This is a genomic window from Pseudomonas sp. MHK4 (assembly GCF_054600775.1).
Map to the genome: position 1 here is coordinate 338,748 of NZ_BAAIAK010000006.1, position 18,807 is coordinate 357,554.

An 18,807-nucleotide genomic window follows, 5' to 3' on the forward strand; every position below is an offset into this window, starting at 1 on the left:
TGTATCTCCTTGAAAACAGTGGAAAGCTACCGCCCTCTCTCAACCACTGCGCACGAATCAGATAAAAGGGTCGAAACCCTGTTTGCCGCAACTATGAATTCTTCATTTTCATCGATTTTTTTAAACACCGAATGAAATCCCTTACACACCATTGTGCGTCAGGAACTGCGACCGCAACGCAGTATGAAAGTGCCATTACCCGGCGAAATAAATGAGAAATTTGTCACACTTTTGCGAATATCACGGGTTGTCGAACGCGGGAAGGAGACACCCATGTCGAGCACCCTGTCAAGCCGCAGGCAGTGCATGCGCACGCCTCCACGCACTGCGTACTCAATTCAGGATAATCTCTGAAAAATAATTATCGCCACGCTGGCCAGCCAGAAACGCCGATATATCAAGGGCAAACGGGAAGTTATACGCCATCATTCAGCAGATAATGCCTTATTGCCATCATTGCCGAATGTAACGCGAATAACAAAAAATGGGATCCATGTTGAAACTTTCAACTCGCCCCGCAGTCGGAAGTGCGGCCCATTGCCATCACTTAGGCAGTGCTGTGAAGTCGGATAATCGACAGTTCCACCGCAGCAACAAGGAAGCGCCTTTCCCCCAAGGACAGTGACGAGTAAATGGATCTTTTAGCCAACGTGCCCAGCTGGGCCGATGTCGAACGCAACCTCGACCAGAAATTCAGCGAGCTGAACCAGGGCGTCAACGACGGACTGCAGAGCGTTCACGACAACTGGAACGGCTTCACCCGGCGTGTCAGCAATGGCGCGAGCCAGGCCTATGGCTACATGGGCGGTCATCGCATCGATGCGGTGCATCAGGCGATGACACTCTCCTACCCGATGATCCAGATGGACCTCAAGCGCAAGTGGGCCTCGATTGAAATCGAGCAGATCCTGCCGGTGCTGCTGCAACTGGTCAAGGAAGTCTCGATGATTCTCGGCGGCAGCGTGGCGATCGGCACCGTGGCCGGCGGCGCAGCGGGCGCCTTCGCCTTCGGAATCGGCGCCGCCCCCGGAGCCGCAGCTGGGGCCGGTATCGGCCTGCAGGTCGGCAACCTGATTCTCATGGGCCTGGGCCTGTCCGCCATCGCCGAATACTTTTACCAAGGCCTGCCCGCCTGCCTGTCGACCTTGCAGGAAGGCATCGCCACAGCCTGGCACGCCGAAGAAGGCGTCAAACCGTCCGGCCTGGACCCCAGCGGCGGTTCCGCCGCACTGGTACAGGAACGTATCGAACGCGCGGCACGACAACTGGCTCGCGGGCAGGAGCAGCTTGTACTCCTGCTGCTCACCGCCATCGTCACCTACCTGACCCGGGGCCAGATGAAAGCCGGTGTGATGAACAGCATGGAAAGCATCGCGACCCGTAGCGCGAAGCTACAGGCGGAGATATCGAACAAGCAGTTGGCGGGTTGGTTGGCAAGGAATGAGCAGAAGTTGCTGGCTCGGGATGAGTTGCGGGTGAAGGAACCGGCGCCTCTTCAGAAGGCCGAGCCGGAGACAATGCGTGAGTATTACGCCAAGCAGGACCCTGACTTCGTTTCGGTGGAGGATCAGGTCAAGAAGGTCAAAACCTTCCAGACCAAGGGCTTGTCGAACGAGCAAATCGAAGGCTTCCTGAATACGCCTGACGGGGAAAAACTGCTGGGCAAACTGCAAGCGGCTGCCCCTGACGCTGATGCAACAACCATCTACTCACGGGCGTTCGACCAGGTAGCTTCCGGCTCCACCATCCCCGAAGTAAGGTTAATGGATTCGCCCCTTGTGAAAATCGTGCCCGAAGGCCAAGGCGTTTCACCTTACTCGCCGTTCTTTACCACTCATGAGGAGCTACAGGCAGCCGCGAACTCCGGGAGGACACTGGCTGATTCGTTCGGATTGCCGTTGAGCAGCGAATCAACCACCTATTCGATCTACGAGATGGCACCATTGAAGCCAACCGAGGTTTTTGTCAGTAAAGTCGCCCCTACATCAGAATTGAGCGGTGCAATCCAGAGAACCGGTGAATCATTCCAATATCTGACACCTAACCGTGCCGAGTGGGGAACACCAAAATTGATCGGAACCACAGCTAACTAGAGCCTCCTATGGATATCGAAAAACTTAAAGAAAAGACCCTGAAGCTACGGGCAGCCATCGATGCATTAAAGGCAAAAGACCCTGCTGCAGCTAAATTGGATCTAGAACTGGCCCCTCTGATGGATTTGGCCGAGCGTGGTCAAATCCGCACACCTATGGAATGGCGGGATATCCCTGGACGCTATCTGTTCACTGAGGAGGGGTTGCAGCAATATGCAGAGCTTGAGCACGCTTTTGCGGAGTTTAAAATCGAACTGATCGGAGGAGAATCCCCGACGCTACGTCGACTGAAAGCCCAGATGGAAGAAAAGAAGAACAGTAATCCGAAACCTACATAAGCACATAAAATGCCGTAGCCCCTTGACTCAAGCAAGGCGTACTGCAACGCGGTAAGGATTGAATGGCTATTCAGAAAGGCGAGCGTTTCGCCAACGAAGACATTATTCCTGGCCACCGCCTTTTCGACGAAACAAATCTGAGAATGCTGGGTGATCTGAACGGCGCTTACGCGAACTTTTACATTGAGCTGATTGGTGGTCGCGACTGGTCATCGTACAAACTCATTAAATCCAGAATGCGCGAAGATAAAAACCGCCAACCACCAGATCAAGGACACGATGAAATTCAGTGACGTTTTCGAAAGCCGTGAACATATGTTTGCCTTAGGCGTCGAGGAGACTACAGGTCGCCTTTACCTGTCGATTCCAGTCAGCAACGGCATGGTCGACTACGAGGAGTATTACCAAATTGACCGGGCAAACTTCGATCTCTTCCAAACGGATTTTGATACGGCCCTGGCGTTTGCCATGAGCTGTCGCCGCAGAGAGCTGGATGACCTGCTGATTGTGCAGCCGGGGGCCAATAGAGGAACGGCTATCTAAGGCAAGCTCGTCACTCCGGACCAATGGACCGCTGTCCTCGAAATCAAAATCCTTGAACGGCTACCTCCATGTCAAAACTACTGAAGCGCTTGAAAACCTTTTTCAGACAAAAGCCCGCTCCTCCACCCGCCCCCACCGAGCAGGTTGTCGATGCAGCCACCTTGACCGAAGTGGACAAGCAACCTTCCCGAGTGGAAAGGAACCTGTCGTGGCTGCCGAGCAATCGTGAGCCAGAGGTTTTTGTACCGTTGATGCCCCCTGCCTGCCCGGACCTGACGCTAGTGGATGCCCTCCTGTTGCAGCGTTATCGGGTATTCGTCATCGCAAATGACCGGGCCGGATGGACATCAGAGACGACGATAAACCGCGATAAAGCCAGGCAACTGGCTCGTGACTTGTACGGCAAGGGGACAGATATTGGTTATTGTCGAGGTACCGAATCCTCGTTCGAAATCTATTGGCTCATACAATGTGCGGCCATTGTTTCGCTGTTGGCCCATGGACCACAATCGGAACAATTCCTTACCTATAGAAAACATGTTGATTCCAATCGAGACTCTGCCCGGATTGGAGAGCAGGTCCGAATGTTTGATCAATACGTGGCGTCGCGCAGCAATCAAGACGTTGGTACCGAGAGGGACCGCCTCTTGAAAACGCCGACAACTGCCCTCGACTACATTGACAATGCGATCACCATCACCGCCCTGAGATACAACGGCTGTCCAGAATTCCAGATTTATTCAAGCTCGTTAATCCAGTTGCAATTCATCAAGAACGTGTTGCTGGGCGTTGAAAAAGATAAAGCCCGGTTGCACCAATTGACCATCGGCGTTTGGGCCAGCAAAGAGTTTGAAGCCGACGATCCTGAACTTGCTGGCGTACTGGGGGTTGCCTTCTACATAGGCATTCAGATCTCACGCGGTCTGAAGATTCAGCTGCCTAACGGGTTGCCACCGGAAAGTCTTCCTCGCACATGAAATTGCTGCGACTTCAGGGATAACACTAGAGGTAACGTCATGACCGAAACCTGGTACCACGTTGACAACGGCACCCTTTGGATAGCAGATCAATCCATTCACCTGCCTCACCCGGTCAAAGTCGCCTTGCAGCATGACGACAGGCTCGCGGTCCTGATCGAGTCCCCTTCAAATGTCATTTTCAACAAAAACATCCTTGCACTATCGAGGCATGGAAAGGTGGTTTGGTTCATCCAGGAAAGTCCCCACGGCACGCAAGCAGACAAGCCATACATGAGTCTTCAGTGCGACAAAAACGGGGCGTTGATCGTTAGTAACTGGAATGGCCTCAGTTACTCGGTCGATTGGCACAATGGTTCCGTCAGCGTTGTGAACTTTGATAAATGATTCGCTCAGGACTGGCGCCATGAAAGACATCTGCAAGATCTCCTCGAACCTTGCCCGAACAGCAGAACTACTGAGGAGATTCGGTCACCCGCAATGGGCCGACAGACTTGAGGAGTGCAGCCTTGCGCTGCCTCAGGATACGGCGTACGCGTTGTCTCGATTGATGTCGCTGTACGGCGGCATGGGCTCGATCAACGACGTTGTTCTGTATGAAGACGCAACGCCCTTGTTGGCCGAAAATAACGAACTTCAGACGCTGCTATCAGACCTCCATCAGCTCTGCGCACGGTGCCATTGAACTTCGCACCCCACGCTTGCAGGCCAAAATCGGCGATGTGCCGGATCGGCAATGGCGCCTTTAGGTTCGCAGATACCAAGTGCTCGGGCATCCGCAACAACGCCGTCTTGTTCGCCCGCTTGAGCATGCGCAACGAGAATGGCAGCAGGCACGCCATCAATACGACCAGCCCCCCCGCCAGCAACCAGTATCATCGATTTGCCGATGCAGTGGCCGGCGCTGGTGATTGCGGTTGTCTGCGCAGTGGTTGCCTTGCTGAAATAAGCTTACCGACCGCTCGGCAAGGGCGGTCGCGTTTCGACTTGCTCAAGGCTTACACGGTAGGTGGTGTAAGTGTCGCCGTCTTCAAGGTAAAGGTTGCTCTGGTAATTCGAGACTGCGCCTTTGAGTTTGATGTGCAGGCCGTTGGAGACACGCTGGATTACCACGTCCCTCAAGTCAGTGTCCGAGACCAGGAAGGCCGGGGTCTTGCCGAGGAGCACCTTCATCGTCTCATTATTCCTGCCGTCGCCATTGTTGACGTAGAACCTCAGGTTTTTGGGCTCATCTGGATCCCTGGCATCTTGAACGATGTAGATCGACTGCCCCGGAATGAAGTCTTGCTTCAGGACTACCTCGGAAGGAAATTCCGGTTTGTGCAGGTACGCATAGATGAAAACGCCTGCAAGGCAGAGCAAAAAGATAATCAAGAGATACTTTTTAACCCTGACTACAAGAGTTTGCAGTTCGGTCTTGTTCATGGGATTCAACTGTAATCGAAGGTGAATAGCACCAAGCCTTCAATCGGCTCTGTTTGCGCCGGCCGTCCGGTAATGGTAGCCATGGCACCCGTCCCGCTCGTTCAGCTCGCCGACAAAGCCCTCGTACGGTTCCAACGGGCTGAGCATGTGCAGCACGCCCGACCACTCGGGGTTTACGGTGCTGATATCTAAGCTGAACAAAGGGTGCAGATGGTTGGCCAGTTCCAGTTGATCGGCGACAAACACGTCTTCAACAGGTGGGAACGGCAGCATGCCGGTGGGGACTTTGGTGAAGTCGGGGGTGTGATCGTCGGTCATCAGAGATTCTTCCTTGTGGGGAGCCACGGATTGAGCACTTTGGGTATCAATGGCTGTCTTGGTAAGCGCCCAGCGTGGCGCAGTGGCGACATTTGAACAGGTAGGCGGTAGGCCCATGATCCTTATCCAGGGCATTGAAGAACGCTCGCCACTGCGGGCCGTCCTCCAATCCTGTTGAGTCCTGAACGGCGGCGATGGCCGCTGGGCCCAGTTCAAGCAACTCTGCATGGCCGGCCTTACCGACAAACTCGGCTGCGTCGTCGCAGTGAGTCAGCCAGCACTCTTGCTGCCAGCCATTAAAACCAGGCGTGCGCTGGCTGACTTCGGCGATCTGCGCCTCGCTCAGCGTGTCTTCGCCGTCCAGGCCGATACTCTCGTCATCGACAAACGTCGCGCCCAGGCGCTGGTGCGCACTCCCGTCGGCAATGCACCAAGGGCAGATGCAGTTTTCGTATTCATCAATGGCGTATACCGGGCCCACATAAATGTAGCCTCGCGCCTGATTGCAGCTCACGCAAGTGGCGTAAGAGGCTTGCACCGAACCGCTACCGACGGGATCGGGATGATAAATAAAGTGGGGCAGTGTCATGTACGCATCCTTGTTAAGTGCATGCCTTTCATTGCTCGACCTGCTCTAACCATGTCTTGAATTCGAGGGCTTGCTCGGGGGTATTGAGTTGCGTAATCCAGGCGATTTCTTCCGGCACGCTTTGAGAGTCAGAGACTGCGAATACATAAATGGCGTTCTCAAACGTGCACGTCGTCAGCGACCTCAAGGCCGCAACACAGTGTTCGAAGACGAGTGCGCGGTGACGTTCAAAATCTTCATCGGGAATCGAATCAGCCAAGTCCCACAACAGGCTCGACAGGACGTTGAAGTGATCGCCACCGAAGGTTTCGTGGCTCCATTCAGCGGGTGACCATTTGAAATAAGCCTGCTCAGCAGGTTCTTCAGCCTGCACGCGCGCCAAGTGATCAGCCGTGTTGAACGACGGCACCAGAGTCCGCGCATCAGCGTCTGAGTACAGCGCAAACCCACAGACATCGGCAGTGGGGTGCGCTTGGCGAAATTGCTCGATAGCCCTCTTGCACGCTACCTGAATATCTCGCTGAAAATGGTCGTTGATCTGGCCCGAGTCGCTCATTCAAAAAAGAACCTCATGAAACCATCCATATCCGTGCCCTCAACATCGCCGACCACTTCCCTGGCCCTGAACAGAAAGGCGGACGTGCGCTGCCCCAGGATACGGCGTACGCGTTGGCATGGGCTCGATCAACGACGTTGTCCTGTATGAAAACGCAACACCCTTGCTGGACGAAAACAACGAACTGCAAAGGCTGCTATCAGACCTTCATCAGCTTTGCGCAGGGAGCCTTTGAACCCGGCGCCCCACGTTTGCCAATGCTGAAAGCCTTCAGGCCTGCTCGAATCGCTGCTGCAGCAAGTGCCGTGCAGTGCCTGCATTCAGGTAGGTGCCAATCAGGTCCGCCAACTCCTGGTCCTTGAGTTTTTTGTCGTCGCGGCAGATTTGAAGCAAGTGCAGCTGGACCCAGCGCTTTTTCCTGTTGAGTTTCGCATCCGGCGAAAAGAACGAACGCGAGGCCAACTCAGGCATGGGGGCGTCGTCTTCCAGCAGCAGATTCAAGTGCACCCCTTGGCCCACTTGCAGACCAAAATCGGCGACGTGCCGGATCGGCAACGGCGCCTTGAAGTTGGCGAAAACGAAGTGCTCGGGCGTCAGCAACAACGCGGTCTTGTTCGCCCGCGTAAGCATGCGCAAGGAGAGCGGCAGCAGGAACGCCATGCAGATCAAGAGCAGAATGCCAACCAACTTCATTGTGGAATTCGCGTCCACGTAAACCTGCGGCAGCAGGTACGGCAGGATGAGCAGGCCCAAACCCAACAGCATGAAGAACGAGAAGCAACCCAGGGTAATCCACCCCCGCAATCGTGCGCCTTCATGCAACCGGACTTCCTGCGTGGCATTGCCGGCATGGCTGCGTAACTCTTGCACAACCGCCGCGTCCTGCTCCACGTAGTGGCCGAGAAAGTCCTCGGTAATGCGCGCACGCAGTGCCTGGGGATCGGCGAAATAGTGATCCATCGCGGCGCAGGCATGCGCCGCAATGATCGGGCGGGTGCCGCGGCTGACGGCCTCTTCGACCGAGACTTGCAGGGACGCCAGCCGCTCGCGATTGGAGGGGTGGGTGTCCGACGGATGAGGCTGGCTGGCGGCCATTTCCTCTTCGGGCAAGGTCAGCGGCTGGGCGGCCAGTTCCTGCACCACACTGCCTGGCAAGTCGCGGGTCAGGACGTGTTCGGCATTGGGGTTGGTCGCGCGGGCCACATGGGTCGATACACTGTGCTGCAACAAAGGGTCGATGGCAGCGATGCGCACCAACGCCGACGCGATGGCGATATTCCCCGTCAACTGCGCACCTGCCGCGTCCGCCGCAAGCTCACGCACGCGGCTCCAATGGCTCACCGCATGATCGAAACGCTCCATGAAATACTCACCGAGTATGAAGGCCGGCCACAGCGTCGTGCGTTGCAGTACATCGCTTTGCAGCATGGTTTCGGCAATCACCCCGAGGCTGCGGCCGATGCCCTCGTAGATCGGCACGAAGCGCAGGCTGTACTCGGTATCGGCACCGGCGAAGTGGGCCAGTTCGTGACCGATGACCGCGCCGGTTTCTGCCGAATCGAGCAAGCCCAGGTACATCATCGGTACGTGCAGGGTGCGGCCCTTGAGCGCGGTGTCTGCCGGCAGCAGGTTGACGTCGCTGGAGGTGACGTAAAAGCCTTCGACCATGCCCAGAACGATGTGATCGGGAGGTAGTGCGCCGACTCGACCGGCTAGACCGCGAACGTAATCCCATAGCTGCGGAGCCTGTTCTTGGGAAACCTCCTGGCCGAGGACGGGCATCGGCGTCGAGTCGAACATGCGCAGCATGACGGGTAACTGCTTGCCCATCCGCCAGATCGAGTAAAGGAAGCCGAAAATCACCATCATTGCGATGGCTATCAATTTGATTTCACCGGCCAACATTGGTCCCGCATGCCAGAACACCAAGGCTTCGAAAGCCAGGATGGCTGCGACCGCCGCCCCCATGAAGACAATATGGCCCACCAGCAAATAAGGCAGGGTACGACTGACTTCCGTAAATTTGTACAGCAGTTGTTCACGAGACCGGCCCGCACGCAATCCGGCCCAACCGAGCCAGAGCAAACCCGACACGCCGATCAGAGAGGCTGCAAGGCCAAGGACGACGACACCTTTGGCCAAAAAGACTCTCACCGCATTTACCGGGATAAGAGTGTCAAACGCATCCTCGACTTCTTCCAGGCGAGACAAGGCCAACGCTACGCCCACCCGCTCACCGTCGAAATCGACTGCGATAGAGCTGGAGCCTCGTTTCCTGGAAAGCGCTTCGAGCTGCGGACGAATATCGATCAGGTCAGCCCGAACCCTGTCGAACTGACGGCCAGTCTCACTGCTGCGTTGCAGTTCCCAGATGCCCAACAAACCAAGGCAAAATGGTAAAAGAACCAGTACAGCAATGAGTTTCAATGTTTTCAAGAGACGTGGCCTCACTAGTCGCGCCGCCTTACTTCCGTGGCGACCGTAAATTCCATTTAACGAAGGCCCCGAAAGCCCTCACGCTATTGCACGACCGACATGATAGTCATGAGGCGTAGTCGTACCTGGCGCGTTATACAGAAATAACGGCGATATGTAACCCCATATTGCCCGAACACTCGTTCAACAGCGCAAGGACGCTTTGTACATCCCCGGATATCTCGGGATGCCATCACTTCGCGCCAGTAATATGACACTTATCCTTCAATTTTTCCTTGCCGGAGAATCAAGCGGACATTAGGTGAACCGGTTCACCTTTTTTCAATTTTTTTTAATTAAAAATTGGATCCACTACCTTCCGGAAACCATTGAATCCATTGGGTTTGAGCCACTTGTGCCATTGGCATCCGGCGAATGGTGGCAAGCAGACATCATTGCGGCAGGTCACAAAAAAAAGAAAAAATCCGCGCCTCGTAGGAACTTTCCTACACATCCTGTTGCCATACACGACGTTACTGGCAACTCGATATCCATATGCCAGCATCGCACCCCCAATGATTCCTGGCAGTGTGATTTCTTGATGTCAAACATCAACGATCACAACTGTGAACTGGTCGAGAAATTAGTCACTGCGCCCGCACTCCCGTGTATATCCGGTAGTGGTCGCGAAGTGTTCAAGGACGAAGTTACCGATGACTCAGACGTTTTTTGATGTTGAAGCATTGATCAAGCTGCGAAGCCAGACCCGGGCCATTTCTGACGCGCTCAAGGCGCAGGCTTCGGATTACCTGGCGACCCTGGCTTTGCTGATTCGTCCACAGGCGTTTTTCGGTGAATACCTGCAGGGCGCGCAACGCAGCAGCGGGCGCGAGACCCAGCACCATTTCAAGGAACTCAAGGAGCTCTACGACCGCATCGGCTCGGCCGCTCCGTTCCAGCTGGTCAATGAACTCGAAGTGCCCCTCAACCTGCTCAGTACCACCCCGCAACTGTTTGCGCTGGAGTACGACAAGGTGCTGTCCCAAAGCGGCCAGTCCATTCGCATCACCAGCCCTGTGCGCTGGGTGGTCGGCTTCAGTTCGTTCGACCTGGCCCGTTTTCGCACGGTCATCAACGACCCCAATCGCAGCAGCGCCGAGCTGTACCGCTTCGTGGTGCATTACCTGGTGCTGTTCTACTGCCTGAGCAAGTCCCCCGGCATCAGCCGCTTGCTTGAAGGCCTGCGTTTTCCCGTCACCTTCGAACGCTTGAAGGACTTCGGCGACCTGCCCTTCTGCGTCATCAGCTCGCCGGTGCGCTCGCAGTTGCCCGACGAGGCGGTGATCCGCAGCAGCACCCAGATCGCCGGCAACACCAGCTTCGAAGAGTTGGTGGGACACGAAAACATCATGGAAATGAACGATGAAATTCGTCAGCGCCTGCTGCTGACGATCGAAGGAATGTAACGCGCTCGGCCACCCATTGAACCGACACGCATACGACTTGCAGCGAATTGTTCGCACAGGAGATCACGATGGCGAAGAAGGAAAGTACCCAGCACAAACTCGACCGCGTTCGCGCGCCTCGAGTCCATATCACCTACGACGTGGATATCGGTGACGCTCAGGAAAAGAAAGAGCTGCCCTTTGTCGTCGGTGTGCTGGGCGATTTCTCCGGTAACCCGCTGGAGCCGCTGCCGAAGCTCAAGGACCGCAAGTTCATCTTCATCGACCGCGACAACTTCAACGGTGTGCTCAAGGGCATCAAGCCGCGCCTGACCTACCGCGTCGACAACACCCTGGCGAAAAACGGCACGCAGCTGGGCGTCGAGCTCAACTTCAACGCCCTCGAAGACTTCGAACCGCAGAACGTGGTCAAGCAGGTCGAGCCGCTGCGCAAGCTGCTGGAAGTGCGCAACAAGCTGGCGGACCTGCGCAACAAGATGGGCGGCAACGACAAGCTCGAAGAGCTGCTGATGGACGTGCTGCAGAACACCGAGAAGTTGAAAACCCTGGGCAAGGAATTTGGCCGTGAAGCCGCCGTTCCAGCCACCGACGGCAAAGCGTAGGAGCCTGACGATGAACGACAAGCAAACCGTGACTCAACAGGACAGCACGCTGGTTGAAGTGGACAGCTTCACCGCGCAATCCTCGTTGCTCGACAGCATCATTTCGCAAAGCCGCGTGGCCCGCTCCGAGACCGAACGGTCCCGCACCCGCGACCTGATCGGTGAATTGGTCAACCAGATCCTGGAAGGCGAAATGACGCCGAGCAAGGACCTGATCGCCGTGCTCGATGCGCGCATCGCCGAGATCGACGCGATGCTCTCCGAGCAGATGAACGAGATCATGCACGCCAGTGAGTTCCAGCAGCTGGAAGCGTCCTGGCGCGGCCTGAAGTATCAGGTCGACCAGACCGAGACCAGCACCACGCTGAAGATCCACATGCTCAATGCGTCGAAGAAAGACCTGGTGCGCGACCTCAAGGCCGCATCCGAATTCGACCAGAGCGCGCTGTTCAAGAAGATCTACGAAGAAGAATACGGCACCTTCGGTGGTGCACCGTTCGGCATGCTGCTGGGTGATTACGAGTTCAACCGCAGCCCGGAAGACATGTACCTGCTCGAAGAGATTTCCCACGTCGCCGCGGCCGCCCACGCGCCGTTCATTTCGGCGGCCTCGCCTGAGCTGTTCGGCTGGGATTCGTTTACCGACATGTCCGGCCCACGGGACCTGGCGAAGATTTTCGACACCGTTGAATACGCCAAGTGGAAGTCGTTCCGCGCCAGCGAAGACTCGCGTTATGTCGGCCTGACCCTGCCCCACGTGCTCGGTCGCCTGCCTTACGGCCCGGATACCACGCCGGTCGAGGAATTCAACTTCGTCGAAAGCGTCGATGGCCGCGACCACAACAAGTACCTGTGGATGAACGCCGCCTACGCGCTGGGCACCCGGGTTACCGATGCGTTTTCCCGCTACGGCTGGTGCGTGGCGATCCGGGGTGTCGAGGGTGGTGGCCTGGTGGAAGGTCTGCCAACGCACACGTTCAAGACCGATGACGGTGAAATCGCCCTCAAGTGCCCGACCGAAATCGCCATCACCGATCGCCGCGAGAAAGAGCTGTCGGACCTGGGCTTCATTCCGCTGGTGCACTGCAAAGGCACCGACTACGCCGCGTTCTTCGGCACCCAGTCGACGCAAAAGCAGAAGCAGTACAACACCGACATCGCCAACGCCAACGCCCGGCTTTCCGCGCAGTTGCAGTACATCTTCGCCACCTCGCGCATTGCCCACTACATGAAGGCGATCATGCGCGACAAGATCGGCAGCTTCGCCTCGCGCAAGGACGTAGAAATGTTCCTCAACAAGTGGCTGTCGAGCTACGTGTTGCTGGACGACACCGCCAGCCAGGAAGCCAAGGCCAAGTTCCCGCTGCGCGAAGCCCGCGCCGAGGTGTTCGAAGTGCCAGGTAAACCGGGGGTGTACAAGGCCGTGACCTACCTGCGCCCGCACTACCAACTGGACGAACTGACCGCTTCGTTGCGCCTGGTCGCCGAACTGCCGCAATCGACTCGCGCCTGATCGCCCACACTGCCAGGGAGGCAACATGACCGGACAACACAAGCTGTTGCCATCACTGCTGGACCGATTGCTGGACGATCGTCCGCATCAGTCCATCGAAGCGTCATCGCAGCGCTTGTGTTCGCTGGCCGATTACAAGGCCAGCATCGTTCGCGACCTGGAAATCCTGGTCAACACCCGCCAGTCCCTGGTCGCCAACGAGCTGGAGGGTTTCGCCAACCTCAGCGGCAGCATCCTCGACTACGGCATGCCGGACTTCACCAGTCGCAGCGTGCTTGACCCCAAGGATCGCCTGCTGATCCAGCGGCAACTGGAGAAGGCCATCACGGTCGGCGACCGGCGCTTTCGCAGCGTCAAGGTGCAACTGCTCGCCCAACAAACCGGCCAACGCATGCTGACCTTTCGCGTGGACGCGGTCCTGCGCCTGCAAGACGTCACCCGCCAGGTGTCCTTCGACGCGGTGCTGCAGGTCAATACCCAGGAATACAAAGTGCAGAACCTCAACTGATGCTCGACGATCTGCTGCCCTATTACGAAAAGGAACTGTCGCACCTGCGCTTTTTGGGCCAGGAGTTTGCCAGCCAGTATCCGAAAATCGCTTCGCGGTTGCTCATCGAGGGCGATAACTGCGAAGACCCGCACACCGAGCGCTTGATCGAAGCCTTCTCGTTTCTCTCTGCACGCGTACACAAAAAGCTTGACGACGAGCTGCCGGAAATCGTCGAGTCGTTTCTCGAGGTGCTGTACCCGCATTACCTGCGCCCTACCCCGTCGATGTCGATCGTCGAGTTCAACCTGGGCAAGCAGGAAAAAGTCACCGAAGCGTTCCGTGTGCCCCGGCATACCGAACTCAGTGCCAACCCGATCGATGGCGTGGTGTGTAAATTCCGCACCTGCTACCCGGTCGAGCTGTGGCCGGTGTCGGTGCAACAGGCGTCATTCATCGAGATGGAACGCTCGGCGTTCAACGGCCACAGCGCTGACCTGGTCGCGCGCTTGCGTATCGGCCTGGTGGCGACCACCGACGTGATGTTCGGCAAACTGGAACTGGACAGCCTGCGGTTCTTCCTCGACGGCGAAAGCACGTTGATGCTGCAACTGTACGAGCTGCTGTTCAACAACCTGGCCAAGGCCACGCTGACCTTCGAAGATCAGGGGCGTTCGCGCGAGGTCGTGCTGCCGGCCAACGCGTTGAAAGCCGTCGGCTACTGCCTGGACGAAGGCCTGGTGGACTACTCCGAGCGCTCGTTCCTCGGCTATCGCCTGCTGCACGAGTACTTCACTTTCCCCGACAAGTTCATGTTCTTTGACCTGTCAGGCTTTGCACGGATTCTGGCGGGCAAGGAGATCGAGAAAGTCGAGGTCAACTTCTACTTTTCCGACTACGACCTGAGCGACCGCCTCGCGCGCCTCACGCAGAACATCGGGCGCAATAATTTCAAGCTCAACTGCACGCCGATCATCAACCTGTTCCGCCAGCAGGCCGAGCCGATCAAGTTGACCCACGCCCAGCACGAGTATGCAGTGACGCCGGATGTGCGCCTGCAAGGCTCTGCCGAAGTGGTGTCCATCGACCGCGTACGACGGGTGCGCAAGGTCGGCGGTATCGATCAGGTCGGCACTTGCCATCCTTTTTTCGAACCCCGTGGCGATCAGGGCCCGGGCCAAAGTTTCTGGATGGCCCGGCGCCGTGCGGTACAGGGCGGCCAGCGCGATGGCTCGAACGTGTTTATCCGCATCGTGGATCGCGAGCTGGGCCTGATGGAGGCCAACAACGATGCGTTGAGCATCCGCCTGACCTGCAGCAACCGTGACCTGCCCCTGCTGTTGCCGTTCGGTGGCGAGCGCGGCGATTTCAACATCCCGGGCAACTCGGTGATCAAGGACATCCGCTGCCTGCGCAAGCCCACCGCCACCGCTCGCGTACCCCTGGGTAACGGCGTGATCTGGCGGCTGATTTCGCACCTGTCGCTCAACCACATGTCGCTGGTGTCCCGAGGTCGCGAAGTGCTGCTGGAGCTGCTATCGCTCTACAACTACCGAAACGTGTCGGCGATCCGCAAACAGATCAACGGCATCGTCTCGGTGAGCAGCGAGCCTGTGGTCGCACGCATTGGCCACCCACGGCCGAACTTCGTGCGCGGCGTCGGCATCACCCTCAATTTCGATGAAAGCCAATACACCGGCAGCGGTGTGTTCCTGTTCGGCATGGTGCTCGATCACTTCTTTGGTCAGTACTGCTCCATGAACAGCTTTACCCAATTAACCCTTCGCACCTTGCAGCGCGAAAAGAGAGTCGTCCAATGGCCACCGCGAACCGGCGATCAACCCCTGGTCTGATCGACCAGGCACGGGCTGAGCCGCACCGATTCGAGTTTTTCCAGTTGGTGCGCTTGCTCCGCCTGCATTACAGCAGGACCGGGCGCATGGACCTGCAAACCCGACCGCACGAAGACCCCCTGCGTTTTCGCTCGCAGCTGTCGCTCAACTTCCCGGCCAGTGAAGTCAGCGACCTGCAGTTCGAGCGTGAAGGCAAGGTGTCCGTGGCCGGCCTGCCGCTGTCCGAGATGCAAGTGACCTTCATGGGGCTGGTCGGGCCGTCGGGCGTGTTGCCGCGCCCCTACACCGAGCTGTTGATCGAGCGGCACATCCAGTACCGGGATGACGCGGCCCATGCGTTCCTCGACATCTTTTCGCACCGCATGACCACGCTGTTCTACGAGGCCTGGCAAAAGTACAAGTTCTACATCGAGTACGAACGCAACGGCACTTCGGACTTCGACCGTTACCTGCTCAACCTGGTGGGCTTCGGCCCCGAGGCGCAGAAGCAGAAATTCGACAGACAAGGCTCGCCCCTGCGCCGGGAATTGTTCAGCTATTTCTCCGGCCTGTTCGCGCAGAAACCGCGCAACGCGCTGAACCTGGAAGCGATGCTGTCGTTCTACTTTTCGCTGCCGTTCAAGGTCAAGCCGTTTGCCGGTCGCTGGCTGAAACTCGACGCCAGCCAATGCACGCAACTGGGGCGCAAGAACGCCGTGCTCGGGCAAAGCGCCGTCGCCGGCAACCGGGTCTGGGACTACCAGTCGTGCGTGCGCATCGAGTTGGGTCCGCTGGAACTGGCCGACTATCAACGCTTCCAGCCAGGCACCGAGGACTACCAGAAGCTGGTGGAACTGGTGCGTTTCTATGTCGGTGCGGAGCTCGACTTCCAGTTGGCACCCAAGCTCAAATCCAAGGCCGTACCGGTCGCCCGCCTGGGCAACGTTTCCCTGGGCAGGCTCGGCTGGCTCAAGCGACCAGGCGTCGACGTGGAGCCATCCCGCTGCGCCCTCTTCCACATTCCTTTTGATGGGGTCTCCCTGTGAACCTGAAGTCCCTGTTTGCCAAGCTCAACGACACCAGCCGTGCCGCCACTGAAAGCGCCGCAGCCCTGTGCCTGTCGGAACACCACTACGATGTCGAGATCGAGCACCTGTTGTTGCAGTTGCTCGATGGCCACGACAACGACCTGCCGGCCATCCTGCGTCATTACGACGTGGTGCCTGAGCGCTTGCAGGCGCAATTGGTGACGGCACTGGGGACGTTCAAGAAAGGCAATACGCGCACCCCGGCGCTGTCGCCGCACCTGACCCGCCTGATCGAACAGGCGTGGGTCCTGGCCTCCATCGAGTTCGGCCAGGCGCAGATCCGCACCGGCCACCTGTTGCAGGCCCTGCTCGATGACGATGAGCTGCGCCGGGTGGTGATCGCGGGTGCGGCTGAACTTGAGAAAATCAACGCCGACGATCTGCGCGTGAACCTCAACGCCCTGGTGGAAGGCAGCGCCGAATCGGCCCTGGCCAAACCGCCGAGTGATGTCGCCAGCACGATCAAGGGCAATGGCAAGACACCGGCCCTGGATCAATACACCATCAACCTCACGCAAAGCGCTCGCGAAGGCCGGATCGACCCGGTGCTCGGTCGCGAGTTCGAGGTGCGGCAGATGGTCGACATCCTCACCCGCCGCCGCCAGAACAACCCGATCCTTACCGGTGAAGCCGGTGTCGGCAAGACCGCCGTGGTCGAAGGCCTGGCCCTGCGCATCATCCAGGGTGACGTGCCGTCGGTGCTCAAAGGCGTTGCCATCCACACCCTGGACCTGGGCCTGTTGCAGGCCGGTGCCGGGGTGAAAGGCGAATTCGAAAACCGCCTCAAGTCGGTGATCGAAGAAACCAAGCGCAGCCTGCACCCGATCATCCTGTTCATCGACGAAGCGCACACCCTGATCGGTTCGGGCGGCCAGGCCGGGCAGAACGACGCCGCCAACCTGCTCAAGCCAGCCTTGGCCCGGGGCGAGCTGCGCACCATCGCGGCAACCACCTGGGCCGAGTACAAGAAGTACTTCGAGAAGGATGCCGCCCTGGCCCGCCGTTTCCAGGTGGTGAAGGTCGAAGAGCCGGACGAAGACAAGGCGATCCACATGCTGCGCGGCCTGCTGGCCAGGATGCAAGAGCATCACAAGGTCACGGTGATGGACGAGGCGCTGGTGCAGGCCGTGCGCCTGTCCAATCGCTACATCACCGGGCGCCAACTGCCGGACAAGGCCGTCAGCGTGCTGGACACCGCCTGCGCCCGCGTTGCCCTGGGGCAATCGGCGCAGCCGGGGCCGCTGGAAGACTGCAAGCGCCAGATCGACAACCTGCAGGCGGAGATCTCGGTACTGCAGCAGGAAGCCGCCAAGGGCAGTGACCATGCCCGTCGCCTGACCGCCCTCAATACCGAACTGCTGGGTGAAAAGCAGACTCGCGATGCCCTCGAACAACAGTGGCAACGCGAGCTGCAACTGGTGGAACAACTCGGCGCCCTCAGCCATCCGGAGAACCAGGCACCGGATACACAAGAGATTGCCGCGGTGCGCGCCGAACTGGCCAGCGTCCAGGGTGAACAACCGCTGGTGCATGCCTTGGTGGATGGCGGCACCATCGGCGAAGTGATTTCCGGCTGGACCGGCATCCCGCTGGGCAAGATGCTGCGTGACGAAATCGACACCGTGCAGCGCCTGCCGGCACTGCTGGGCGAGCGGGTGCTCGGCCAGGACCACGCACTGCAGGAAATCGGCAAGCGCATCAAGATTTCCCGCGCCCGCATGGAAGACCCGAACAAACCCATCGGCGTGTTCCTGTTGCTCGGCCCGAGCGGCGTCGGCAAGACCGAAACCGCACTGGCCCTGGCCGACACCCTGTACGGCGGCGAGCGAAACCTGATCACCATCAACATGTCCGAGTACCAGGAAGCCCATACCGTCTCCAGCCTCAAGGGCTCGCCACCGGGTTATGTCGGCTATGGCGAGGGCGGCGTGCTGACCGAAGCGGTGCGACGCAAGCCGTACAGCGTGGTGCTGCTCGATGAAGTGGAAAAGGCCCACCCGGACGTGCTCGAACTGTTTTTCCAGGTGTTCGACAAAGGCGTGCTGGATGACGGCGAAGGTCGCGAGATCAACTTCCGCAATACCGTGATCATCCTCACGTCCAACACCGGGACCGAGCGCATCATGCAGTGGTGCCTGAACGCGCAGCAGCAACCGACCCCGGAAGAAATCGTCGAAGGGCTGCGTGACGAGTTGAACCAGGTGTTCAAGCCAGCCTTCCTCGGTCGCCTGACCATCGTCCCCTACTACCCGGTCCAGGACGCGATCCTTGAGCGCATCGTCTCGCTCAAGCTTGCGCGCATTCGCCAGCGCTTCGAGCGCAATCATCAGGCCGTCCTCGGTTATGACGAGGCGCTGGTAAAAGCCATTGCCTCGCGCTGCACCGAGGTCGACAGCGGCGCCCGCAACATCGACAACATTTTGTCCAAGACCCTGATGCCGGAACTGGCCCAGCGGGTCCTGGAGCGCATGGCGCAGGACAAACCGATCCAGAGTCTGAACATCGAGTTGGGCAGCGACGGCGATTTCGCCTATCGCCTGTGCTGATCGGGCATTTACAGGTAGT

General features: G+C 58.1%; 20 protein-coding genes. 15 read left to right on the forward strand and 5 right to left on the reverse strand.

Annotated features, from left to right (window positions below; genetic code table 11):
• The first annotated feature begins 632 nt into the window (after window positions 1-632).
• From ACYP2Q_RS18015 to ACYP2Q_RS18045, 7 genes are all read left to right on the forward strand, one after another.
• A complete protein-coding gene (locus ACYP2Q_RS18015; protein ID WP_459731747.1) occupies window positions 633-2,093 on the forward strand; it encodes a DUF6861 domain-containing protein in 1,461 nt (486 codons plus the stop codon).
• A gap of 8 nt (window positions 2,094-2,101) precedes the next feature.
• Window positions 2,102-2,431, forward strand: a complete 330-nt coding sequence (locus ACYP2Q_RS18020) for a hypothetical protein (RefSeq protein ID WP_046820293.1) — start codon at window positions 2,102-2,104, stop codon at window positions 2,429-2,431.
• Between the two features lie 62 nt (window positions 2,432-2,493).
• Window positions 2,494-2,724: a hypothetical protein gene (locus ACYP2Q_RS18025; RefSeq protein ID WP_052760685.1), complete on the forward strand. Its 231-nt coding sequence runs from the start codon at window positions 2,494-2,496 to the stop codon at window positions 2,722-2,724.
• Window positions 2,711-2,974 (forward strand): hypothetical protein, encoded by a 264-nt coding sequence (locus ACYP2Q_RS18030; protein WP_459731748.1) that lies wholly within the window; start codon window positions 2,711-2,713, stop codon window positions 2,972-2,974. The genes ACYP2Q_RS18025 and ACYP2Q_RS18030 overlap by 14 nt, the downstream gene beginning before the upstream one ends.
• Before the next feature lie 68 nt (window positions 2,975-3,042).
• Window positions 3,043-3,951: an immunity protein Tsi6 family protein gene (locus tag ACYP2Q_RS18035; RefSeq protein ID WP_459731749.1), complete on the forward strand. Its 909-nt coding sequence runs from the start codon at window positions 3,043-3,045 to the stop codon at window positions 3,949-3,951.
• Between the two features lie 39 nt (window positions 3,952-3,990).
• Window positions 3,991-4,338: a hypothetical protein gene (locus ACYP2Q_RS18040; RefSeq protein ID WP_077183100.1), complete on the forward strand. Its 348-nt coding sequence runs from the start codon at window positions 3,991-3,993 to the stop codon at window positions 4,336-4,338.
• Window positions 4,339-4,357: 19 nt separating this feature from the next.
• Window positions 4,358-4,636: a DUF6966 domain-containing protein gene (locus tag ACYP2Q_RS18045; RefSeq protein ID WP_046820296.1), complete on the forward strand. Its 279-nt coding sequence runs from the start codon at window positions 4,358-4,360 to the stop codon at window positions 4,634-4,636.
• Between the two features lie 266 nt (window positions 4,637-4,902).
• On the opposite strand, the gene ACYP2Q_RS18050 is transcribed toward ACYP2Q_RS18045, so the two are convergent.
• From ACYP2Q_RS18050 to ACYP2Q_RS18070, 5 genes are all read right to left on the reverse strand, one after another.
• Window positions 4,903-5,376: a hypothetical protein gene (locus ACYP2Q_RS18050; RefSeq protein WP_459731750.1), complete on the reverse strand. Its 474-nt coding sequence runs from the start codon at window positions 5,374-5,376 to the stop codon at window positions 4,903-4,905.
• A gap of 39 nt (window positions 5,377-5,415) precedes the next feature.
• The gene (locus ACYP2Q_RS18055) at window positions 5,416-5,694 is read right to left on the reverse strand and encodes a hypothetical protein (RefSeq protein ID WP_223542075.1); all 279 of its coding nucleotides are present in this window, start codon (window positions 5,692-5,694) and stop codon (window positions 5,416-5,418) included.
• Window positions 5,695-5,740: 46 nt separating this feature from the next.
• On the reverse strand, window positions 5,741-6,283 hold the full coding sequence (locus ACYP2Q_RS18060) for a CbrC family protein (protein ID WP_046820299.1): 543 nt from the start codon (window positions 6,281-6,283) through the stop codon (window positions 5,741-5,743).
• 28 nt (window positions 6,284-6,311) lie between these two features.
• Window positions 6,312-6,839 carry a DUF4303 domain-containing protein gene (locus tag ACYP2Q_RS18065; RefSeq protein WP_046820300.1) on the reverse strand — a complete coding sequence of 176 codons (528 nt, stop codon included), beginning with the start codon at window positions 6,837-6,839 and terminating at the stop codon, window positions 6,312-6,314.
• Between the two features lie 270 nt (window positions 6,840-7,109).
• Window positions 7,110-9,275, reverse strand: coding sequence for a M48 family metallopeptidase (locus ACYP2Q_RS18070; RefSeq protein WP_459731751.1), 2,166 nt, complete (start codon window positions 9,273-9,275; stop codon window positions 7,110-7,112).
• Between the two features lie 301 nt (window positions 9,276-9,576).
• Here ACYP2Q_RS18070 and ACYP2Q_RS18075 point away from each other — a divergent pair, with 301 nt between their 5' ends.
• From ACYP2Q_RS18075 to tssH, 8 genes are all read left to right on the forward strand, one after another.
• Complete coding sequence (locus ACYP2Q_RS18075; protein ID WP_459731752.1) at window positions 9,577-9,987, forward strand: hypothetical protein; 411 nt, start codon at window positions 9,577-9,579, stop codon at window positions 9,985-9,987.
• On the forward strand, window positions 9,968-10,720 hold the full coding sequence (locus ACYP2Q_RS18080) for a hypothetical protein (RefSeq protein WP_459731753.1): 753 nt from the start codon (window positions 9,968-9,970) through the stop codon (window positions 10,718-10,720). The genes ACYP2Q_RS18075 and ACYP2Q_RS18080 overlap by 20 nt, the downstream gene beginning before the upstream one ends.
• Before the next feature lie 68 nt (window positions 10,721-10,788).
• Window positions 10,789-11,322, forward strand: a complete 534-nt coding sequence (tssB, locus tag ACYP2Q_RS18085; RefSeq protein WP_007978739.1) for a type VI secretion system contractile sheath small subunit — start codon at window positions 10,789-10,791, stop codon at window positions 11,320-11,322.
• Window positions 11,323-11,332: 10 nt separating this feature from the next.
• Window positions 11,333-12,835, forward strand: coding sequence for a type VI secretion system contractile sheath large subunit (gene tssC, locus ACYP2Q_RS18090; RefSeq protein ID WP_459731754.1), 1,503 nt, complete (start codon window positions 11,333-11,335; stop codon window positions 12,833-12,835).
• Window positions 12,836-12,860: 25 nt separating this feature from the next.
• Window positions 12,861-13,343 carry a type VI secretion system baseplate subunit TssE gene (tssE, locus tag ACYP2Q_RS18095; protein WP_459731755.1) on the forward strand — a complete coding sequence of 161 codons (483 nt, stop codon included), beginning with the start codon at window positions 12,861-12,863 and terminating at the stop codon, window positions 13,341-13,343.
• On the forward strand, window positions 13,343-15,175 hold the full coding sequence (tssF, locus tag ACYP2Q_RS18100) for a type VI secretion system baseplate subunit TssF (protein ID WP_459731756.1): 1,833 nt from the start codon (window positions 13,343-13,345) through the stop codon (window positions 15,173-15,175). Before tssE ends, tssF begins: the two co-directional genes overlap by 1 nt.
• Window positions 15,139-16,200, forward strand: a complete 1,062-nt coding sequence (gene tssG / locus ACYP2Q_RS18105) for a type VI secretion system baseplate subunit TssG (RefSeq protein WP_459731757.1) — start codon at window positions 15,139-15,141, stop codon at window positions 16,198-16,200. Before tssF ends, tssG begins: the two co-directional genes overlap by 37 nt.
• Complete coding sequence (gene tssH, locus ACYP2Q_RS18110) at window positions 16,197-18,788, forward strand: type VI secretion system ATPase TssH (protein ID WP_459731758.1); 2,592 nt, start codon at window positions 16,197-16,199, stop codon at window positions 18,786-18,788. Before tssG ends, tssH begins: the two co-directional genes overlap by 4 nt.
• The last annotated feature ends 19 nt before the right edge of the window (window positions 18,789-18,807 follow it).

Coding starts and splice junctions, on each gene's coding strand:
- tssF (WP_459731756.1), top strand. CDS start 13,343: ATGCTCGACGATCTGCTGCCCTATTACGAAAAGGAACTGTCGCACCTG.
- ACYP2Q_RS18045 (WP_046820296.1), top strand. CDS start 4,358: ATGAAAGACATCTGCAAGATCTCCTCGAACCTTGCCCGAACAGCAGAA.
- ACYP2Q_RS18040 (WP_077183100.1), top strand. CDS start 3,991: ATGACCGAAACCTGGTACCACGTTGACAACGGCACCCTTTGGATAGCA.
- ACYP2Q_RS18025 (WP_052760685.1), top strand. CDS start 2,494: ATGGCTATTCAGAAAGGCGAGCGTTTCGCCAACGAAGACATTATTCCT.
- ACYP2Q_RS18050 (WP_459731750.1), bottom strand. CDS start 5,376: ATGAACAAGACCGAACTGCAAACTCTTGTAGTCAGGGTTAAAAAGTAT.
- ACYP2Q_RS18065 (WP_046820300.1), bottom strand. CDS start 6,839: ATGAGCGACTCGGGCCAGATCAACGACCATTTTCAGCGAGATATTCAG.
- tssG (WP_459731757.1), top strand. CDS start 15,139: ATGGCCACCGCGAACCGGCGATCAACCCCTGGTCTGATCGACCAGGCA.
- ACYP2Q_RS18055 (WP_223542075.1), bottom strand. CDS start 5,694: ATGACCGACGATCACACCCCCGACTTCACCAAAGTCCCCACCGGCATG.
- ACYP2Q_RS18020 (WP_046820293.1), top strand. CDS start 2,102: ATGGATATCGAAAAACTTAAAGAAAAGACCCTGAAGCTACGGGCAGCC.
- ACYP2Q_RS18035 (WP_459731749.1), top strand. CDS start 3,043: ATGTCAAAACTACTGAAGCGCTTGAAAACCTTTTTCAGACAAAAGCCC.
- ACYP2Q_RS18060 (WP_046820299.1), bottom strand. CDS start 6,283: ATGACACTGCCCCACTTTATTTATCATCCCGATCCCGTCGGTAGCGGT.
- ACYP2Q_RS18015 (WP_459731747.1), top strand. CDS start 633: ATGGATCTTTTAGCCAACGTGCCCAGCTGGGCCGATGTCGAACGCAAC.
- tssB (WP_007978739.1), top strand. CDS start 10,789: ATGGCGAAGAAGGAAAGTACCCAGCACAAACTCGACCGCGTTCGCGCG.
- tssE (WP_459731755.1), top strand. CDS start 12,861: ATGACCGGACAACACAAGCTGTTGCCATCACTGCTGGACCGATTGCTG.
- tssC (WP_459731754.1), top strand. CDS start 11,333: ATGAACGACAAGCAAACCGTGACTCAACAGGACAGCACGCTGGTTGAA.
- ACYP2Q_RS18080 (WP_459731753.1), top strand. CDS start 9,968: ATGACTCAGACGTTTTTTGATGTTGAAGCATTGATCAAGCTGCGAAGC.
- ACYP2Q_RS18030 (WP_459731748.1), top strand. CDS start 2,711: ATGAAATTCAGTGACGTTTTCGAAAGCCGTGAACATATGTTTGCCTTA.